Origin of the sequence: Streptomyces sp. CBMA123 (genome assembly GCF_014596465.1) — a bacterium.
Classification (GTDB): Bacteria; Actinomycetota; Actinomycetes; order Streptomycetales; family Streptomycetaceae; genus Kitasatospora.
The window spans coordinates 1-15,935 of sequence record NZ_MECK01000607.1; the positions used below are offsets into that span (position 1 = coordinate 1).

A 15,935-nucleotide genomic window follows, 5' to 3' on the forward strand; every position below is an offset into this window, starting at 1 on the left:
CACCGACCGCCGCATCGTCCTGCACTGCGCCGGCGGCAGCCGCTCCTCCATCGCCGCCAGCCTCCTGCGCCACCACGGCCACCCGCACGCCTACGACCTCATCGGCGGCTACGGCGCGTGGGAGGCCGCCCCGACGGCGTGACCGCACCCGCGCGGCGCTGCGCCGGGGCAGCCCGGTGCGTCGTGTGCACGAACCTACTGTCGGCGCTGTTCGGGGATCTCCGCGCGCCGCAGGTGCTCACGGATGAGCGTCGCGACAAGGTCTCCCTCGGACAAGCCGGCAGCGAAGGCAGCGCGTGTGAAGGCGGCGCGCTGCTCCTGCGGGAGGATCACCGCCCTGATGGCGGCGGCATCAGGGTGCCGCCAGCTGCAGCACATGCGGCGATGGCACTGGTCGGCAGATTCCGATCCGACGTTCGGCGTATTCCACGGCTTGAACGGATACCTGGCCAGCATTGCTTCGCACTCCGCGAACCGCTCCCACATCTCCTCCTTGCTCCGGTGCCGTGCCGCTCCGAAATGGTGCCGGAACCAGTCGCGACGGTCGGTGTTCCGCAACTCGCGCCTGACTTTCTCCACTCGGCCTTCGAACCCTAGAGCCATCCGCAACGGCATCATGCGGGTGTCGAAGCCGACATCCGGCCGCTCGCGGTGCAGCTTCTGGTCGGTGAACCACTGCTTCGCCGTACGCTTTCCTTTCCAGTCGTTGCAGGGCTTGCATGCAGGGATGAAGTTCCACCAGACGTCCGCACCTTCGTCCGCGACCGGCGTCTCGTGATCCAACGTCGTCGCGGGCTCCGTATCGCAGTAGGTGCACCTGCCCTCGTTGCCACTGAGGGTTGCCAGCCAGACGTACGTGTGTTGGATGCGGCGCGTGCCGCGACGGATGGTTGCCTGGGGTGCCATGAGTGATTCGCCTCTCTGATGTTGCATCAATTCGAAGTTGCTGGAGGCTAGCTGGCGCCACTGACAATGATCTGTGTAGAGATCATTTATGAATGGAAACCTCTCAAAGCGATGCGGGTGTGATCGCCAGTGATCACTGAGTGGCCAGGCGGTCGAGGTGCAAGGACGTGTGGGGTGTGAGGCCTCGGGGCGCGGCGCTTTAGGCTCGTCGTCACGGGGCCGTCTTCGAGCAGCCCGACGACGCGGTCCCGTACGGCGTGCTCACCGGCGACGCCCTGTTCATCGGCGAAGCGCCGGACGGCGCCGTCGGCGAGCATCCCGGCCACCCGGCCGTGGTCAAGGACGGGCAGGCGGTGGACGTCGGCGCTGCGGAAGGTGCGGTAGGCGGTGTCGAGGTCGTCGTCGGCGTCCACGATGGTGACCGGTGTGGTCATCAGGTCGGTGACCAGCTGCTCGGGATGGTGGCCGTGGGGGAGTCCGCGGTCGGTGAGGGTGCCGCTCAGTCGGCCGTGGTCGGTGACGAGGACGCAGCCGACGGCCTCCTGCTCAATCCGCAGGGCGGCCTTGACAGTCGTGGTGGTGGGATCGACGGTGACCGGCGGCGCGGCCGTCAGATCTGCTGCCGTCATGACGCCCGGCCCGCGGTGTTGCCGTTGAGGGAGACGGTGACCTCGGGCGGGTGGTCGAGCGTGTTCTTCACCGTGCAGTGGCGGACGACCGCGAGCAGCCCGGGGGCCTGCTCGGGCGGCAGGCCGGGGGCGGTGACCTCGATGGACACCGTGGCGATCCTGGCCGGGCGGTCCTGGGCCATGGTGTAGTCCGCGGTGACGTGGAGACCGTCCCGGGTGAGGCCGTGCCGGTCGAGGTAGCCGCCGGCGTAGTGGGCGGTACAGGAGGCCAGGGCGGAGGCGCACAGTTCGACCGGGGTCGGTGCGGCGTCTCCGCCACCTGCGTCGAGGGGTTGGTCGACGGTCAGGACGTGCGACCGGACGTCGACGGCGTACAGGTCTCCCGCCACCGGGTCGACCTCGATCCGGCCGGGCTGTGGAGTCTGTGGCCGCTCAAGGAGGGTGGCCTGGCGTAGCAGCATCCCGGCCAGCTGCCGGGCCTCGGCCGCAGTGAGCGAGATCCAGACCTGGTGGACGTCGTACGGTTCGAGGGGCGTGTCGAGCACGATGCGACCGCTGTCCGGCAGGACTTCCGGGGTGTAGCGGGACACCGCGACGGTCCGCCCGGCGGCGGTGTGCATCAGCTGCTGGGTGGTGGTGCGGGAGTCGTCGGTCAGCACGGCCGTGCCTCCGGGTGCTCAGTGCCCGGCACGGGGTCGACCGGGCCTCTGTCATCCAGGAGACCGCTTGCCGGGCGCGCGGCGGCAGGGCCGTTCGGCCCGCCACCCGGCCCCATCGGCCGGGCCGGAGGGGGAGTCCGGGGAGCGCCTGGCGAGGCCGGACGTACCAGAGGGCAAGGGCGGGGAGGCCCGCCCGTACGGACCCTGCGCCTCTCGGAGCCGTCACGCCCGACGCGGGATGGTGGACGCAATCCAACGAGGGGCGGAAGGTGAGTTCGATGATCATCTCGGAGACGACGGAGTTCCACATCGGCGACCGCGTGTGCGTCTACCGCGAATCGTCCTACGGCACGATCGAGAGCGCCGTGGTGGTGGACGCCCCGGCTGACCACAGCCTCCGGGTGGAGTTCACCGACGGCCACCGCAACCACCTCCGCAACGGCCGCATCGAGCTCGTGGCCCAAGCCGTTCGGTGAAGCCGAGCCGTCCGCACACAAGGTCCCCCGGCCGCTGCGGGCAGGGCCGTTGGGCCCTCGCCGGACACCGCCGACGCGGTGGATCCTCGAATCACCGGCGCTCCCCGCCGGGAGCAGCGGCAGCAGGGAGTGAACCATCATGACCACCGGAACTGCCCTCACCACCGCCGACCTGCGTGTGCTGGCCGAGGCTGGAGGCCTGGCACCGTCGCTGCACAACAGCCAGCCCTGGCGCTTCCGCCCCACCCCCGACCTGCTCGGCCTGGAGGTCCACGCGGACCTGAACCGGGCCGTCCCCGCCGCCGACCCGGACGGGCGGGCGCTGCACATCTCGCTCGGCGCCGCCGTGTTCAACCTGCGGGTGGCCGCTGCCCACCTCGGCCGCGAGGCCGTCGTCCAGCTGCTCCCGAACGGCGCGGAGGCGCAGCCGCGCGCCGTCCTCGACCTTTCGGCACCGGCCCGCTCAGCACAGCCCTTCGGAGCTGACCTCTACCCGGCCATCGCGGGGCGCCACTCCAGCCGGCACCCGTTCACCAACCGGGACGTCCCCGAAGCGATCGTCGCCGACCTGATCACGGCCGCCCGGGACGAAGGCGTCACCCTCACCGTGCTGGAGGAGCACGGCGTACGCCGAGTCCTCGACCTCACCGCCGAGGCCGAGGCCCGGATCGCGGCCGATGTCACCCGCGAGGCCGAGACCCGCCGCTGGCTGCGCCTGGAACCGTCCTTCGACGGCATCCCGCTGGCCGCCCTCGGCGAGCACGACCGCGACGCCCGCGTCCCGATGCGGGGGTTCACCGGCCATCCGCCGCGCCACACCACCCCAGCCGAACGCTTCGAGGCCCTGCCCCAACTCGCCACCCTCACCACCCACTCCGACGGCCAGGCGGAATGGCTGCGGACCGGACAGGCGATGGAACGGGTCTGGTTGCTCGCCACCGTCCACGGCCTGCGTGCCTCCGTCCTGCACCAGGCCGTCGAGATCCCCGACACCCGCTGGCGCCTGCGCGACACCGCCGAGGGGCCGGCGAACGTCCAACTGGTTCTGCGCCTTGGCTACGGCCCGCCCGGTGCGGCCAGTCCGCGCCGTCGGGTCGAGGACGTCCTCGACCAGGTGTATGGATGAGCGTCACTGCGGGCGGACGATGACCACCGGGCAGGTGGCGTGCTGAGCGCAGCGCATGCTCACCGAACCGAGCAGCGCACGGGTGAAACCGCTGTGCCCGTGACTGCCCACCACCAGTACCTCGGCTCCCCTCGCTGCTTTCAGGAGGACGTCGGAGGGGTCGCCCAGGACCAGGCGTTCCCGCACCTCTACCGGTCGGTCCGGCCCGAGCACCTCTCCGAGTTCCTCGGCGAACCGCTGCTGGGCGAGATTCTCGTCGAAGGACGTGTCGACCACCGGCGCGGACCAGCCGTAGTGGCTCGGCGGTTCCCAGGCGCCCACGGCGTCCACGACCCCGCCGGTGAGCGTCGCGTGTCGGATCGCCCAGCGCAGTGCGGCGTACGACGACGGAGAGCCGTCGACGCCGACCACGATGCGGGGAGCGGAGTCATTCGCGTCCATCTGTACCGTCACCGTCCTGTAGGCGGTCGCCCCTCCCACCACGGTGGGTGCCGTCCGCCGTCGCCGCCAGCACGGCCCGGCACCCGGGTGACGGCACAGGTGCCCGGCCGGGGCGGGGACCGTCAGGACGGGCCGGTGGCGAGGGTGCGGCACATCCCGTCGAGGGCCAGCTGCATCGCCTGCCAGGGGCGTCCGCCGGGGAACGGCCGGCCGGCGCGGAACCGGACGGGCAGGTAGACGCCGAGCGCCTTCTTCCCGAGCCGCCAGAGCGGGGACGTGCCGACGCGGTAGAGGTCGCCGGCGTCGGCCGAGGCGCGTACGGGCAGTGCCGGGTCACGGGTCTCCTCCAGCGGCACCTGGGCGAAGGTGGCCTTGTCGGGCATCTCCGTCACACACATGCTGACCGGCTCGAACGGGCTTGGGCGGTACGGCAGTTCGAGTGCGACCACGGTGTCGATGTGGTCGGCGACGGCGTCGGCCTGGAGGAAGGCCAGGAAGGCCTGCTTGACGGGGAAGTCCCCGGCGTCGCCCGGGGCGTAGATCTGCGGGTGCCCCTGGACCTGCCTGGTGGCGGAGAGGGTGCGCAGGAAGCCGCGGTCGTCGTGCGGCAGGTCGGGGTGGTCCACCGCGGCGACGTACGGCGGGAAGGCGATGAGCAGGTCGAAGGGCCGGGCGGTGCCGTCGGTGTAGCGGACCGCGTCCTCGCCGACCTTGTCGACCTCGGCCGAGGTGTGGCCCTCGATGCCCCGGGCGGCGAACTCCTGCTCCACCACCTGGGCAGGCGTGGGCCGAAGGCCTGGACGTAGCCGGACTCGTAGGTGGTCCAGGTGAGGTGGACGAGGGGGCGGAGGCCGGCCCGGCGCAGCCAGGTGTCCAGCATCAGCGCGATCTCGTACAGCGGCCCGGCGCACTTGTCGGCGCCGAAGGGCAGGTAGACGGTGTTGGGCTTGAAGAGGAAGTCCTCCCGGTCGGCGGTGAGCGTGATGCGGACGCGGTCGCCGAGCCGGTGGCGGAGGGTGAAGGCCGTCTCCAGGCCGGCGAAGCCCCCGCCGGCGACCAGGACGTGCGGTTTCGCGGTCATCGCGGGATCTCCTCCTCGATGATCGGGGGACCGTCGGGGCGGATGATCCGGCCCGAGATCCCGGTGGGCTTGATGCGCATCCAGGTGTCCCGGGTGCCGCCCGCCCAGGGGCGCGGGTCGGCGTGCTGCTGGAACCAGTGCACGGCCTCCTCCTCGGTGACCGTCGATGCGGTGCCGTTCACCAGGACGCTCCAGCCGGTGGCGAACGCCTCGTCCAACTGGTCGACCTCGAAGGCGACTTCGCTGCCAGCCGCCCGGGACAGGGTGCCGTCCGCCTCAGTGCGGTAGAGGATGCCGGCGTCCAGCACCCGGTAGTTGACGGGCAGCGCCACCAGTCCGCGCGGCGCGGCCAGGATCACCCGGCCGACGCCGCCGGGGCTGAGCTTGGCCCAGCAGGCCGCCGCGTCCAGCTCCTCCAGCCGGACGCGCGTGTTGGCGCGGGCCCGGCCGGACGGGACATCGCGGCCGCCGCCGAGCAGGTCGGTGACCGTGGTGTCGAGCGCGTCGGCGATCCGGGCCAGGGTGGTGACGCCGACCGGGACGGGGTGCGTCTCCAGGTACTCCAGGAACCCCGGGTCCAGCCCGCCGCGCTCCGCCACCAGCTCGCGGGTGAGCCCCAGTCGGGCACGGCGGCGGGCGACCCGGCGGCCGAGGTCGCCGGGGTCGGCCGGGCGGGGGTGTGCCCGGCCTTCGTTCGTGGTCCGCATGTCGACCTCCTCGGTCAGGCCTGGATGCCGTTCGGGACGATCACCAGCGGGACGGTGCAGCGGTGCACCAGGGCCCGCCCGGTAGAGCCGAACAGCAGGCCGCGGAAGCCGCCGAGGCCCCTGCTGCCGATGACCAGGCAGCGGGCGCGGGTCGCGACGGCGGCCAGCATCGGAGCGGGGGAGCCGGTGAGCACCTCGCGCCGGACCCGGATGTCCGGGTACTTCTCCTGCCAGCCGGCCATGGCCTCGGACAGGTCCACCAGGGACTCCTCGATCAGGCCGGGCCGGCCGACCTCAGTGGGGCGTCGGACCTCCACGGCCTGAACGTCGGCCCCGACGAGCGACGCCTCCTCGAAGGCGAAGCCGATCGCGGCCCGGGACGCCTCCGAGCCGTCCACCCCGACCACGACCGACCCGGGCCCGGACAGATCCTCGGGCGGCTCGGGAACGAGGGCGATCGGGCAGTTCAGGTGACCGACCAGGGACGCACCCTTGGAACCGATCGGCAGCGCGGAGCGTGCCTCCGTCAGCCGGCGGATGCCGAGGACGAGCTGGGCGGCCTCGTCGGCCGCCTCGCGCAGCACCCGTACCGGGCGGCCCTCGGCCAGCTTCGTGGTGATCTCCAGCCCGGGGTGCCGCTCGGCGGCCAGTAGCCGGGCGGTGTCCAGCAGCGCGTCACCGGCGGCCCGCAGGCCGATCACCCGGTGGTGGCCCTCCTCCTCCGGCTGACCGGTCGGCCACTCCTGGGCGTGCAGCAGTTGCAGCGGCAGGCCGCGTCCGGCAGCCTCGTCCGCCGCCCAGCGCACGGCCCAGCGGCTCGCCTCGGAGCGGTCGACGCCCACGATCACGGGGCGGTTCTCGAAGCCGTTCATCGCAGACTCCTTCGTCGGCCCCGGCCGGCGCCGTCACCGGCTCTGTGCGGAGCCTTGACCACCCTCATCGTCGGCCGCCGCCGGCCGCGCGGGCAGGGCCGGTCGGTCCCGTACCGCAGACCGGTGGGCCCTGACCGGCCCCGAGCCCGCCCCGGTCAGCGATCCGGCCCGGCCGGCCACCCGGCGCCGGCGGATCGCGTCCTCGTGCCCGGCCCGTTCGGCTCAGGCCTTCGCGAGGCACCGGGCCACGGTCCTGTGCGGCGCGGCGGAGGGCCCCGACGGCCCCCGGCCCGGGGCCGGGCGGCCCCTGCGGAATCCCGGGGCGCGGTGGACAGTGGAACTACGCGTACCACCCACCCCCGGGAGGTACCGGGGACCGGCCCGAGGACAACCCGATGGAAACCATCACCGCACCGCTCGCCGAACTGGACGAACAGGGCCTCGCCGCGCTCGTCGAGGCCCTGCGGCAGCGCGGATACACCGTGATCGGACCCACCGTGCGGGACGGTGCGATCGTGCTCGCCGAGCTGGCCTCGGCGGGGGAGCTGCCGTACGGCTGGGGCGTCGAGGCCGAGGCCGGGACCTACCGGCTGCGCCCGCGTTCGGACCGGGCGGCCTTCGCCCATTCGGCCGGGCCGCAGTCCTGGAAGACCTTTCTGCACCCGCCCCGGGCCCGGCTCTGGCAGGCCGACCGCGCCGAGGACGGCTCCTTCACCGTCCGGGACGACGACGAACCGCCACCCCGCTACGCCTTCCTCGGCGTCCGCCCCTGCGACCTGCGGGCGATCGCCGTGCAGGACCGGGTGCTGACCGGCGGCCCGTACGTCGACCCGGTGTACGGGCCGCGCCGGACCCGGGCGTTCATCGTCGTGGCCGAGTGCACCGAGCCGAGCGCGGTCTGCTTCTGCACCTCGATGGGCACCGGCCCGGGCCTGCCGCAGGGATCGTCGTACGACCTGGCGCTCACCGAGACGGCGGAGCCCGACGGCCTGCACTACCTGGTGCGCGCGGGCAGCCCCGACGGCGAGGACGTACTCGCCGCACTCCCCACCCGCCCCACCGACGGCGAGCACGCCCGCCGCGCCGTCAGCGAGGCCGCAGGGCGGATGGGCCGGACCATGGACCCCACCGACCTGCGCGCGCTGATGGCCGGCACGATGACCGCCGAACGCTGGGACCAGGTCGCCGACCGCTGCCTGACCTGCGGCAACTGCACCATGGTCTGCCCCACCTGCTTCTGCACCACCACCGAGGAGGTCACCGACCTCACCGGCGACCACGCCGAGCGCTGGCGCCGCTGGGACTCCTGCTTCGACCTCGACTTCTCCCACCTGCACGGCACCGGCCCGGTCCGCACCTCCGCCCGCAGCCGCTACCGCCAGTGGCTCACCCACAAACTCGGCACCTGGCACGACCAGTTCGGCTCCTCGGGGTGTGTCGGCTGCGGCCGCTGCATCGCCTGGTGCCCGGTCGGCATCGACATCACCGAAGAGGTCGCCGCCCTGCGCGCCGAGGACGCGACGACATCGGAGGGAGCCCCGTGACGCACCCGACGACCCCGCACCCGACGACCCCTCACCCGATGACCCCCGTCCCGTACCGGGTGCTCGCCCGCCGCCGGGAGAGCGCCGACACCGTCACCCTCGACCTCGTCCCGGTCGCCGCCCGGCTGCGCCGGTTCCGGCCCGGGCAGTACGCGATGCTGTACGCCTTCGGCACCGGGGAGATCCCGGTCTCCGTCAGCGGCATCGACGGCGCCCTGCTCCGTCACACCGTCCGGGCGGTCGGCAAGGTCAGCGAGGCGCTGTGCCGGGCCGAGCGCGGCCACTGGATCGGCACCCGCGGACCGTACGGGACGGCCTGGCAGACCCCGTCCACCGGCAGCGACGTGCTGATCGTCGCCGGCGGCATCGGGCTCGCCCCGCTGCGTCCGCTGATCGAGGAGGTCCTCGCCCGGACCGAGGCGTACGGGACGGTCTCGGTGCTCACCGGGTACCGCGACCCGGGCGAGCAACTGTTCCTCGACGACCTGCCGCGCTGGCGCGCCGGGGCGGACCTCCGGACCACAGTGGACCGCCCGGAGCCCGGTTGGCCCGGCGCCACCGGGCTGGTCACCGGCCTGCTGGACGACGCCGACTTCCACCCCGAACGCTGCGCCGCCTATCTGTGCGGCCCAGAAGTGATGATGCGCGCCACCGCCCGGGAGCTGCTGCGCCGGGGCGTACCCGCCGAGCGGATCCGGGTCTCGCTGGAACGCAACATGCGCTGCGCGACCGCCTGGTGCGGGCACTGCCAGCTCGGACCCGTCCTCGTCTGCCGGGACGGACCGGTCTTCGGCTGGGACCACGCCGAGGGCCTGCTGGCCACCCCCGAGCGGTGAGCACGATGACCCGTACCCCGCGCCTGGCGGTCTGGAAGTTCTCCTCCTGCGACGGCTGCCAGCTCACCCTCCTCGACTGCGAGGACGAACTCCTCGCGCTCGCCGGGCAGGTGGAGATCGGCTACTTCCTGGAAGCCTCCAGCCGCGAACTGCCGCCGCCCTACGACCTCTCCCTGGTCGAGGGCTCCATCGCGACCGCCGCCGACCTGGAACGCGTCCGGCGGGTCCGCGAGCAGTCCCGGCACCTGGTGACCATCGGCGCCTGCGCCACCGCCGGTGGCGTCCAGGCACTGCGCAACCTGGCGAGCCTGCCCGAGTACCAGGCCGTCGTCTACGCCCGGCCCGAGTACATCGACAGCCTCGACCGCTCCACCCCGATCTCCGCCCACGTACCGGTCGACCTGGAGCTCCGCGGCTGCCCGATCGACAAGCGGCAGCTGCTGGAGGTCATCACCGCCTACCTCGCCGACCGCAAGCCCGACATCCCCACCCACAGCGTCTGCTTCGAGTGCAAGCTGCGCGGCACCACCTGCGTCACCGTCGCCCACGGTACCCCGTGCCTGGGACCGGTCACCCAGGCCGGCTGCGGCGCCATCTGCCCCGCGTACGGGCGCGGCTGCTACGGCTGCTTCGGGCCGATGCAGACGCCCGACACCCGGGCCCTGCTGCCACTGCTGCGCCGCGACGGCGTCACCGAGGCGGACGCCGCCCGCCTCTACCGCACCTTCAACGCCGAGGCCCCCGAGTTCTCCGAAGCGGCCCGCCAGGCGACCGAGGAGGCCGAATGACCCACCGCACCGAGCGGCTGCTCAGCGTCGGCGCGCTGGCCCGCGTCGAGGGTGAGGGCGCGCTGCACCTCGCCGTCCGCGACGGCGAGGTCGAGGACGTCCGGCTGCAGATCTACGAGCCGCCGCGCTACTTCGAGGCGCTGCTGCGCGGCCGCCGGTACACCGAGCCGCCCGACCTCACCTCGCGCATCTGCGGGATCTGCCCGGTCGCGTACCAGATGAGTGCCTGCCGCGCGGTCGAGGACGCCTGCGGGGTCGTGGTGGACGGACAACTCGCGCGGCTGCGCCGGCTCCTGTACTGCGGGGAGTGGATCGAGAGCCACACCCTGCACATCTACCTGCTGCACGCCCCCGACTTCCTGCGCCTGCCGGACGCCCTCGCGCTGGCCCGCACCGACCCCGCCCTGCTGCAACGCGGGCTGCGGCTCAAGAAGGCCGGGAACGAGATCGTCGAGACGCTCGGCGGACGGGCGATCCACCCGGTCAACGTCCGGCTCGGCGGCTTCCACCGCCTCCCTACCCGCGCCGAACTCGACCACTTGGCAGCGGTGTTGAGTCAGGCCCGGACCGATGCCGAGGACACCCTCGGCTGGGTGGCCGGGTTCGACTTCCCGCCGCTGACCGTCCGGCACGAACTCCTCGCCCTCACCGAGTCGGATGGCTACGCCATCGACTCCGGCACCCCGACCGGCACGCTGGCCGGATCGTTCCCGGTACGGGACTTCGAGCAGCGCGTCCGGGAACGCCAGGTGCCGCACTCCACGGCCCTGCACGCCACCCTCGACGGCCGGCCCCACCTGACCGGGCCGCTTGCCCGCTGGAACCTCGGCAGCGAACGCCTGCCCGCCGAGGTCCGCGTCCTGGCCGCCGAGGCCGGACTCGGCGCGCGCTGCGACAACCCCTTCCGCAGCATCGTGGTCCGGGCGGCGGAGGTGTTGTGGGCCGTCACCGAAGCGCAGCGGATCATCGAGCGGTACGAGCCCCCACCCGCCCCTGCCGTCCCGGTCCGGCCCCGGGCGGGAAGCGGGTTCGGCGCCACCGAGGCCCCGCGCGGGCTGCTGTACCACCGCTACGACCTGGACGAGGACGGGATCGTCCAGCGGGCCGTCATCGTCCCGCCGACCGCGCAGAACCAGAGCGCGATCGAGGCCGACCTGCGGGCTTTCGTCCAGCCCCGGCTGCACCTGGACGACGCGGAGCTGACCCGCCGGTGCGAACAGGCGATCCGCAACTACGACCCGTGCATCTCCTGCGCGGCGCACTTCCTCACCCTCAGCGTGGACCGGAGGTGACGGGCATGGCCGGTGAACGCGTCGTCGTCATCGGCGTCGGCAACGAGTACCGTCACGACGACGGCGTGGCTGTGGCCGTCCTGGCGGAACTCGCCGCCGACGGCCCGGCCGTCGACCGGATCACCCTGTGCGACGGCGAGCCCACCCGGCTGATGGAGCTGTGGGAGGACGCGGACCTCGCGGTCGTGGTCGACGCGGTGCACAGCCATCCAGGGGAGCCGGGCCGGATCCACCGGGTCGACGTCGACGCCGACCACCTCCTCGCCGATCCACTGGCCGGGGAGGACGCGGCGGCCGGCACCCACGGCCTGGGCCTCGGCCACGCCGTCGCCCTGGCCGCCGCACTCGCCAAGCTGCCGCGCGAACTGTTGATCATCGCGGTCGAAGGTGCGGACTTCTCGATCGGCGAGGGCCTGAGCCCGGCCGTCGCCGACGCGGTGCCGCGCGTCGTCGCCGAGGTCCGCCGAGCGGTGCGCGCCCGGCGATGACGGCCCGGCAGGGTGGCGCCCGGCGGCGTCGGCAACCGGCTCAGGACGACGGCACCGGCGATGAACGCGGCCGACCGGCCTGGCGGAAGGGGTCCATTGGGCTCTGTCGTCGCCGTGGCGGGTGCGGTGCAGTGGTGGTACCCAGGACCGCCGACAGTGTCGGGGGCGGGAGGCAGGAATGGACCACGACGGGCCGGCGATCGAGCTGGCCGCACTGAGCAAGTCGTACGGTCGCAAGGTGGGTGTCGACGGAGTGGCCGTTCGCTCCCCGGGAACGCCGGGCGGCTGGCCGCCCATCTGCTCGGACCCCGGGCTGTGGCAGCCGCGTCGTTCGAGGAGATCGGTCGCACGCTGGCGGCGGACGCGCGGCTCCGACGACTGCGCGAAGACGAGAGGGCGGCCGAAGCGCGGTGGCGGGAACGTCTCGCGGAGGCACGGACGTGGCTCCTGCGCGGACTGCTGGTGAGCGGGGAGGGCGCGTTGGAGGCGGCGGCGGTCGCCGACCGGATGGACGTGGCCATCGAGTGGACCGCCTCCATCGGAGTGCGCCACCCGCCCGGTGCCTTCTGCACCGACGCGGTCCGGGCCGCCCACGAACCGGCCCCGGGCAACACCGCACTGGTGCACGTCGAGAGGGCCTACCGCGAGGCGGTCCGCGCGGCGGCCGGGTACGCCGCACACCGGACGGCGGCCCGGCTGGTGGAGGAGGAGGCGGCCCGGACCGGCCGCTGGGTCCGAGCCCTGCGCCGGTACCGGATCCCGCGCCTGACGGCCGAACTCGCCGTGGTGGAGCAGGCGGTGGAGCAGGCCGAGCACGAGGACGCGGTCCGCCGCCGCTGGGCGGCACGCCGCACCGGAGATCGACATGGGCACCATGGCGCTCGGTTCCCGTGAGGGGCTGGTACCCGTCATCGCTCTCCTTCGAGGCCGACTCCTCTCTCAGGGGCGGCCGGCGCCAGGCCTCCCGCACCTGTTCGGCGCTGGAGTCCGGGCACCCGGTCGGGCCCGCCAGCGGCTCGCCGCCCTGGCTGTGGCGTCCCGCGCGGTGTAACGTTTTGATCAAGCAATCGTGGTTCCGAAGTTCTCGCCCGCGGTGACACGTCGTGGGCGTTCTTGCTGTTCGACGCCTCTCCGGACCAGGGCGATCACCCGTCGGGCCCGCACTCTTGGGGCCCGACCAGTTCCCAGGAAGGGGAAGCGCATGGCTACCGGCACCGTGAAGTGGTTCAACGCCGAGAAGGGGTTCGGCTTCATCGAGCAGGACGGCGGCGGTCCTGACGTGTTCGCCCACTACTCGAACATCGACGCCCAGGGCTTCCGTGAACTCCAGGAGGGCCAGCGGGTGACCTTCGACGTCGTGCAGGGCCAGAAGGGTCCGCAGGCGGAGCACATCCGTCCCGCCTGACCTCCAGCGCATGAGCGGGCGTTCCGCATGGATCCGTGTGCGGGGCGTCTCCTTCTCTCCGCCTGTGCGCCGCACACTCCCTGGCGGCCGTACCCGGAGATTCGCAGCGGGAGCCGGCACAGTTGTGGGGCCGGATGTGCCCCGGCGCAGTCCACCCTCTGCGGCTGTCGACCCGCGACATGCAACCCGGCTCACACCACCCCGACGCACCGGGTGACTTCTGCGACCCACGCGAGGAGCGAGCACTATGGCAACGGACTACGACGCCCCACGGCGCACCGAGGACGACAACGAGGAGAGCCTCGAGGAGCTGAAGTCCCGCCGTGAGGAGCGGCGGCCCGGAGCGGCAAGCCTGGACGGGGCCGAAGAGGTGGAGAGCGTGGAGCTCCCCGGAGCCGATCTCTCCGGGGAGGAGCTGACCGTCAAGGTCCTGCCGGAGCAGCCGGACGAGTTCGTCTGCGCGACGTGCTCCATGGTCCACCACCGCAGCCAGATCGCTCATGCGGACGGCCAAGGCAGGCTGGTCTGCCGCGACTGCGCCCCCTGACAGCGGTCGTCACGCTTTCGGCTCGGACGGCGTCGGTGCGGCGAGTTCCGCGGTCAGGACGGCGAGCCAGGCCGGAATGTGGAACTCGCTGCCCGGAGTCGATGGATGGCTCGGTGCGAGTTCGGCCGGTTCGAGCGTGCAGCGATGACGACCACCGGGGCGGGAAGCCGAGGCTTCGGGACGTGGCAGCCCGGCCGTCTGACGGCCTCGGTCCCCGCCGTGTGCGTCAATTCGCCTTGACCTGCCATGAGATCGCTGGACGGGCGCGTCCGCGGTTCAGCTGTTCGCGTGGATGGTGGCGCGGATCCAGTCGGCGTAGGCGGGTGTGCTGCTGTAGAGGCCGGGTCCGGAGGAGCAGGGGACGTGTCCGCCGACGCCGGGGCCGGAGGTGACGCCGATCAGTTCCCAGCGTCCGCCCCGGCCGCGCTGGATCTGGGGTCCGCCGGAGTCGCCGAAGCAGGCCATCGCCTGCGGGATGCGGCTGACGGTGCACAGCCGGGTGGGGCCCGCGTAGCCGGGGTCGCACTCGGATTCGGCGGCCCGGCGGGTGTCGAGCTGCTGGAGGTGGTCGGGGAACCTCAGGCCGCCGAGGTCGTTGGTGTCGACGACGGTGCCGAAGCCGAGCAGTCGGGTCGGGGTTCCGGGGTCGCCGGGGCGTTCGGCGATGGGGATGGGCCGTTCCGTGACGGGGCGGTCCAGGTGGACCAGCGCGACGTCGTTCAGGTTGGGCCCGACTCCCTGTCCCAGCTGGTAACCGGGGTGGGTGACGGTGCCGGCGATCGCGCGGACGGTGCCGCCGGACTTTCGTTCGTCGCTGCCGATCCGGACGGTGCCGGCCGGCTTGACCAGGTTCGGGTCGACGCAGTGGGCGGCTGTCAGCACCCACTGGCGGTCGATCAGGGAGGCGCCGCAGACGCCGTCGTCCAGGCCCGGGGCCGACACCGGGACGGAGGCCATGAAGGGGTAGCGCTGGGTGGCGTCCGTTCCGTTGACAATCGCCCCGGCACTGCCGGCCGTCGCGACGGCGCACCCGGCGGCGACCACGGTCACGGTCGCGACGTGGGCCGCACGACGCTTCATGAACTTCCCACTGAACATCAGGGATTCTCCTTCGGAGGGGGGATTTCCTGCTGCCCTCAGCTTTCCTTTTCAAGATCCACAGGACTATCCGGGCAACCGGCGTACGGAGGGTGGGGATATCCCCCTGTCGTCGGCCCCGGCCTGGACGCCGCGGACCGACCGGCCTGACCCCGCAGTCGCTGACCGTCCGTGACACGGCCGATGCACTGACGAATCCCGGGTGTGAGGAGGGATTCGGCGACGAGGACCTCGCGCCGCCCGGGATCCCGACGGCGGCGCGGCCCGGCGCTCCGGACGGCCGCCCTGCGCTTCGATCGCTGGGCGGGGCCCGTTGCCGGCGGTCAGCTGCCGGCCGTGACCGTGTCGGTGGCCGAGACGGACGCGTCGACGTCCATGCCGAGGTTGACCAGCCGCCAGTCGCCCTTGACCTGGCCGAGGGTGAAGGTGAGGGCGAGCTGCACCTGGCCCGAGCCCTGCTTGGTGCTCAGGATCGCCTGCCGCAGGGTGTGCCCGTCCACGGTCACGTCCGCGTCGGTGACCACGCTCTGTCCGCCGGCTTTCGGTGTCTGGCGGGTGACCTGGAAGTCCGGTGTGTGGACGGCCTGGACGAAGTTCTGGTGCAGGGAGTTCACCACCCGGGTGAAGGCGGCTTTCGGGTCCTGCTGCGGGGAGGTGCCATCCGTGGTCGGGGGGAGCTGGGTGAGCGTCCACGCTTGGTCGACGTCCCCTCGGTAGACGTCGGTGAGCCAGGCCTCCAGCACCCTGGCCGGCCCGTTCGCGGCCGCCGTCGCACCCGCGGTCGGGGTGGGCGTGGACGCCGGGGCCTGCGTCGGCATACCAGCCGGGGCGGTGGCGGGGCCCGCGGTGGGCGTGGACGCCCCGGCCGCCGCCCCGGAGCCACTCGCCGAGCAGCCCGCGACGGCGAGCGCGAGGAACGGAACGGCTATCGCGCTGCGCAGGAACAGGTTCACGGTGGTCTCGACCTTTGTTCGGTGCGGATCGGGAAACAACAGGTGCGTGCCCAGGCTAGGACCCGCACCTTCCGCTCCCAACCGCGC

Annotated in this window: 20 protein-coding genes; 11 read left to right on the forward strand and 9 right to left on the reverse strand. The window is 72.8% G+C overall.

The genetic code is table 11. The features are described from left to right. On the forward strand, window positions 1–142 hold a 142-nt coding region (locus BG452_RS38475; RefSeq protein WP_188308981.1), incomplete at its 5' end, for a rhodanese-like domain-containing protein. Window positions 143–195: 53 nt separating this feature from the next. Here BG452_RS38475 and BG452_RS38480 read toward each other — a convergent pair. From BG452_RS38480 to BG452_RS38490, 3 genes are all read right to left on the reverse strand, one after another. Next, the gene (locus BG452_RS38480) at window positions 196–906 is read right to left on the reverse strand and encodes an HNH endonuclease (protein ID WP_188308982.1); all 711 of its coding nucleotides are present in this window, start codon (window positions 904–906) and stop codon (window positions 196–198) included. Between the two features lie 86 nt (window positions 907–992). Next, entirely contained in the window at window positions 993–1,535 is a 543-nt protein-coding gene (locus tag BG452_RS38485) for a CBS domain-containing protein (protein ID WP_188308983.1), read from the reverse strand. Beyond that, window positions 1,532–2,194, reverse strand: a complete 663-nt coding sequence (locus tag BG452_RS38490) for an OsmC family protein (RefSeq protein WP_317621422.1) — start codon at window positions 2,192–2,194, stop codon at window positions 1,532–1,534. The genes BG452_RS38485 and BG452_RS38490 overlap by 4 nt, the downstream gene beginning before the upstream one ends. Before the next feature lie 278 nt (window positions 2,195–2,472). On the opposite strand from BG452_RS38490, the gene BG452_RS38495 reads away from it, so the two are divergent. Further along, on the forward strand, window positions 2,473–2,670 hold the full coding sequence (locus tag BG452_RS38495) for a hypothetical protein (RefSeq protein ID WP_188308984.1): 198 nt from the start codon (window positions 2,473–2,475) through the stop codon (window positions 2,668–2,670). Window positions 2,671–2,809: 139 nt separating this feature from the next. After that, window positions 2,810–3,796: an Acg family FMN-binding oxidoreductase gene (locus BG452_RS38500; protein WP_188308985.1), complete on the forward strand. Its 987-nt coding sequence runs from the start codon at window positions 2,810–2,812 to the stop codon at window positions 3,794–3,796. Window positions 3,797–3,799: 3 nt separating this feature from the next. On the opposite strand, the gene BG452_RS38505 is transcribed toward BG452_RS38500, so the two are convergent. From BG452_RS38505 to BG452_RS38520, 4 genes are all read right to left on the reverse strand, one after another. Beyond that, a complete protein-coding gene (locus BG452_RS38505; RefSeq protein ID WP_188308986.1) occupies window positions 3,800–4,237 on the reverse strand; it encodes a universal stress protein in 438 nt (145 codons plus the stop codon). Between the two features lie 122 nt (window positions 4,238–4,359). Beyond that, window positions 4,360–5,010, reverse strand: coding sequence for a hypothetical protein (locus BG452_RS38510; protein WP_188308987.1), 651 nt, complete (start codon window positions 5,008–5,010; stop codon window positions 4,360–4,362). Between the two features lie 304 nt (window positions 5,011–5,314). After that, window positions 5,315–6,025: a helix-turn-helix domain-containing protein gene (locus tag BG452_RS38515; protein ID WP_188308988.1), complete on the reverse strand. Its 711-nt coding sequence runs from the start codon at window positions 6,023–6,025 to the stop codon at window positions 5,315–5,317. A 14-nt stretch (window positions 6,026–6,039) separates the two neighbouring features. Continuing rightward, window positions 6,040–6,897 (reverse strand): universal stress protein, encoded by an 858-nt coding sequence (locus BG452_RS38520; RefSeq protein WP_188308989.1) that lies wholly within the window; start codon window positions 6,895–6,897, stop codon window positions 6,040–6,042. Window positions 6,898–7,292: 395 nt separating this feature from the next. Between BG452_RS38520 and BG452_RS38525 the strand changes: the two genes are divergently transcribed. The 8 genes from BG452_RS38525 to BG452_RS38560 all read left to right on the forward strand — a co-directional run bounded on the left by BG452_RS38525 (window position 7,293) and on the right by BG452_RS38560 (window position 13,797). Beyond that, the gene (locus BG452_RS38525) at window positions 7,293–8,441 is read left to right on the forward strand and encodes a 4Fe-4S dicluster domain-containing protein (protein ID WP_188308990.1); all 1,149 of its coding nucleotides are present in this window, start codon (window positions 7,293–7,295) and stop codon (window positions 8,439–8,441) included. Window positions 8,442–8,479: 38 nt separating this feature from the next. Continuing rightward, window positions 8,480–9,277 (forward strand): FAD/NAD(P)-binding protein, encoded by a 798-nt coding sequence (locus BG452_RS38530; RefSeq protein ID WP_188308991.1) that lies wholly within the window; start codon window positions 8,480–8,482, stop codon window positions 9,275–9,277. A 5-nt stretch (window positions 9,278–9,282) separates the two neighbouring features. Next, window positions 9,283–10,065, forward strand: coding sequence for an oxidoreductase (locus BG452_RS38535; RefSeq protein WP_188309016.1), 783 nt, complete (start codon window positions 9,283–9,285; stop codon window positions 10,063–10,065). Further along, on the forward strand, window positions 10,062–11,357 hold the full coding sequence (locus tag BG452_RS38540; protein WP_188308992.1) for a Ni/Fe hydrogenase subunit alpha: 1,296 nt from the start codon (window positions 10,062–10,064) through the stop codon (window positions 11,355–11,357). Before BG452_RS38535 ends, BG452_RS38540 begins: the two co-directional genes overlap by 4 nt. Window positions 11,358–11,362: 5 nt before the next feature. Beyond that, on the forward strand, window positions 11,363–11,845 hold the full coding sequence (locus BG452_RS38545) for a hydrogenase maturation protease (protein WP_188308993.1): 483 nt from the start codon (window positions 11,363–11,365) through the stop codon (window positions 11,843–11,845). A 315-nt stretch (window positions 11,846–12,160) separates the two neighbouring features. Further along, window positions 12,161–12,739, forward strand: a complete 579-nt coding sequence (locus tag BG452_RS38550; protein ID WP_317621423.1) for a V-type ATP synthase subunit D — start codon at window positions 12,161–12,163, stop codon at window positions 12,737–12,739. A 307-nt stretch (window positions 12,740–13,046) separates the two neighbouring features. Next, the gene (locus BG452_RS38555; RefSeq protein WP_043910359.1) at window positions 13,047–13,250 is read left to right on the forward strand and encodes a cold-shock protein; all 204 of its coding nucleotides are present in this window, start codon (window positions 13,047–13,049) and stop codon (window positions 13,248–13,250) included. 247 nt (window positions 13,251–13,497) lie between these two features. Beyond that, complete coding sequence (locus tag BG452_RS38560) at window positions 13,498–13,797, forward strand: DUF4193 domain-containing protein (protein ID WP_188308995.1); 300 nt, start codon at window positions 13,498–13,500, stop codon at window positions 13,795–13,797. Window positions 13,798–14,073: 276 nt separating this feature from the next. On the opposite strand, the gene BG452_RS38565 is transcribed toward BG452_RS38560, so the two are convergent. Further along, window positions 14,074–14,895 carry a S1 family peptidase gene (locus BG452_RS38565; RefSeq protein WP_188308996.1) on the reverse strand — a complete coding sequence of 274 codons (822 nt, stop codon included), beginning with the start codon at window positions 14,893–14,895 and terminating at the stop codon, window positions 14,074–14,076. A 323-nt stretch (window positions 14,896–15,218) separates the two neighbouring features. Then, on the reverse strand, window positions 15,219–15,848 hold the full coding sequence (locus tag BG452_RS38570) for a hypothetical protein (RefSeq protein WP_188308997.1): 630 nt from the start codon (window positions 15,846–15,848) through the stop codon (window positions 15,219–15,221). Between the last annotated feature and the right edge of the window lie 87 nt (window positions 15,849–15,935).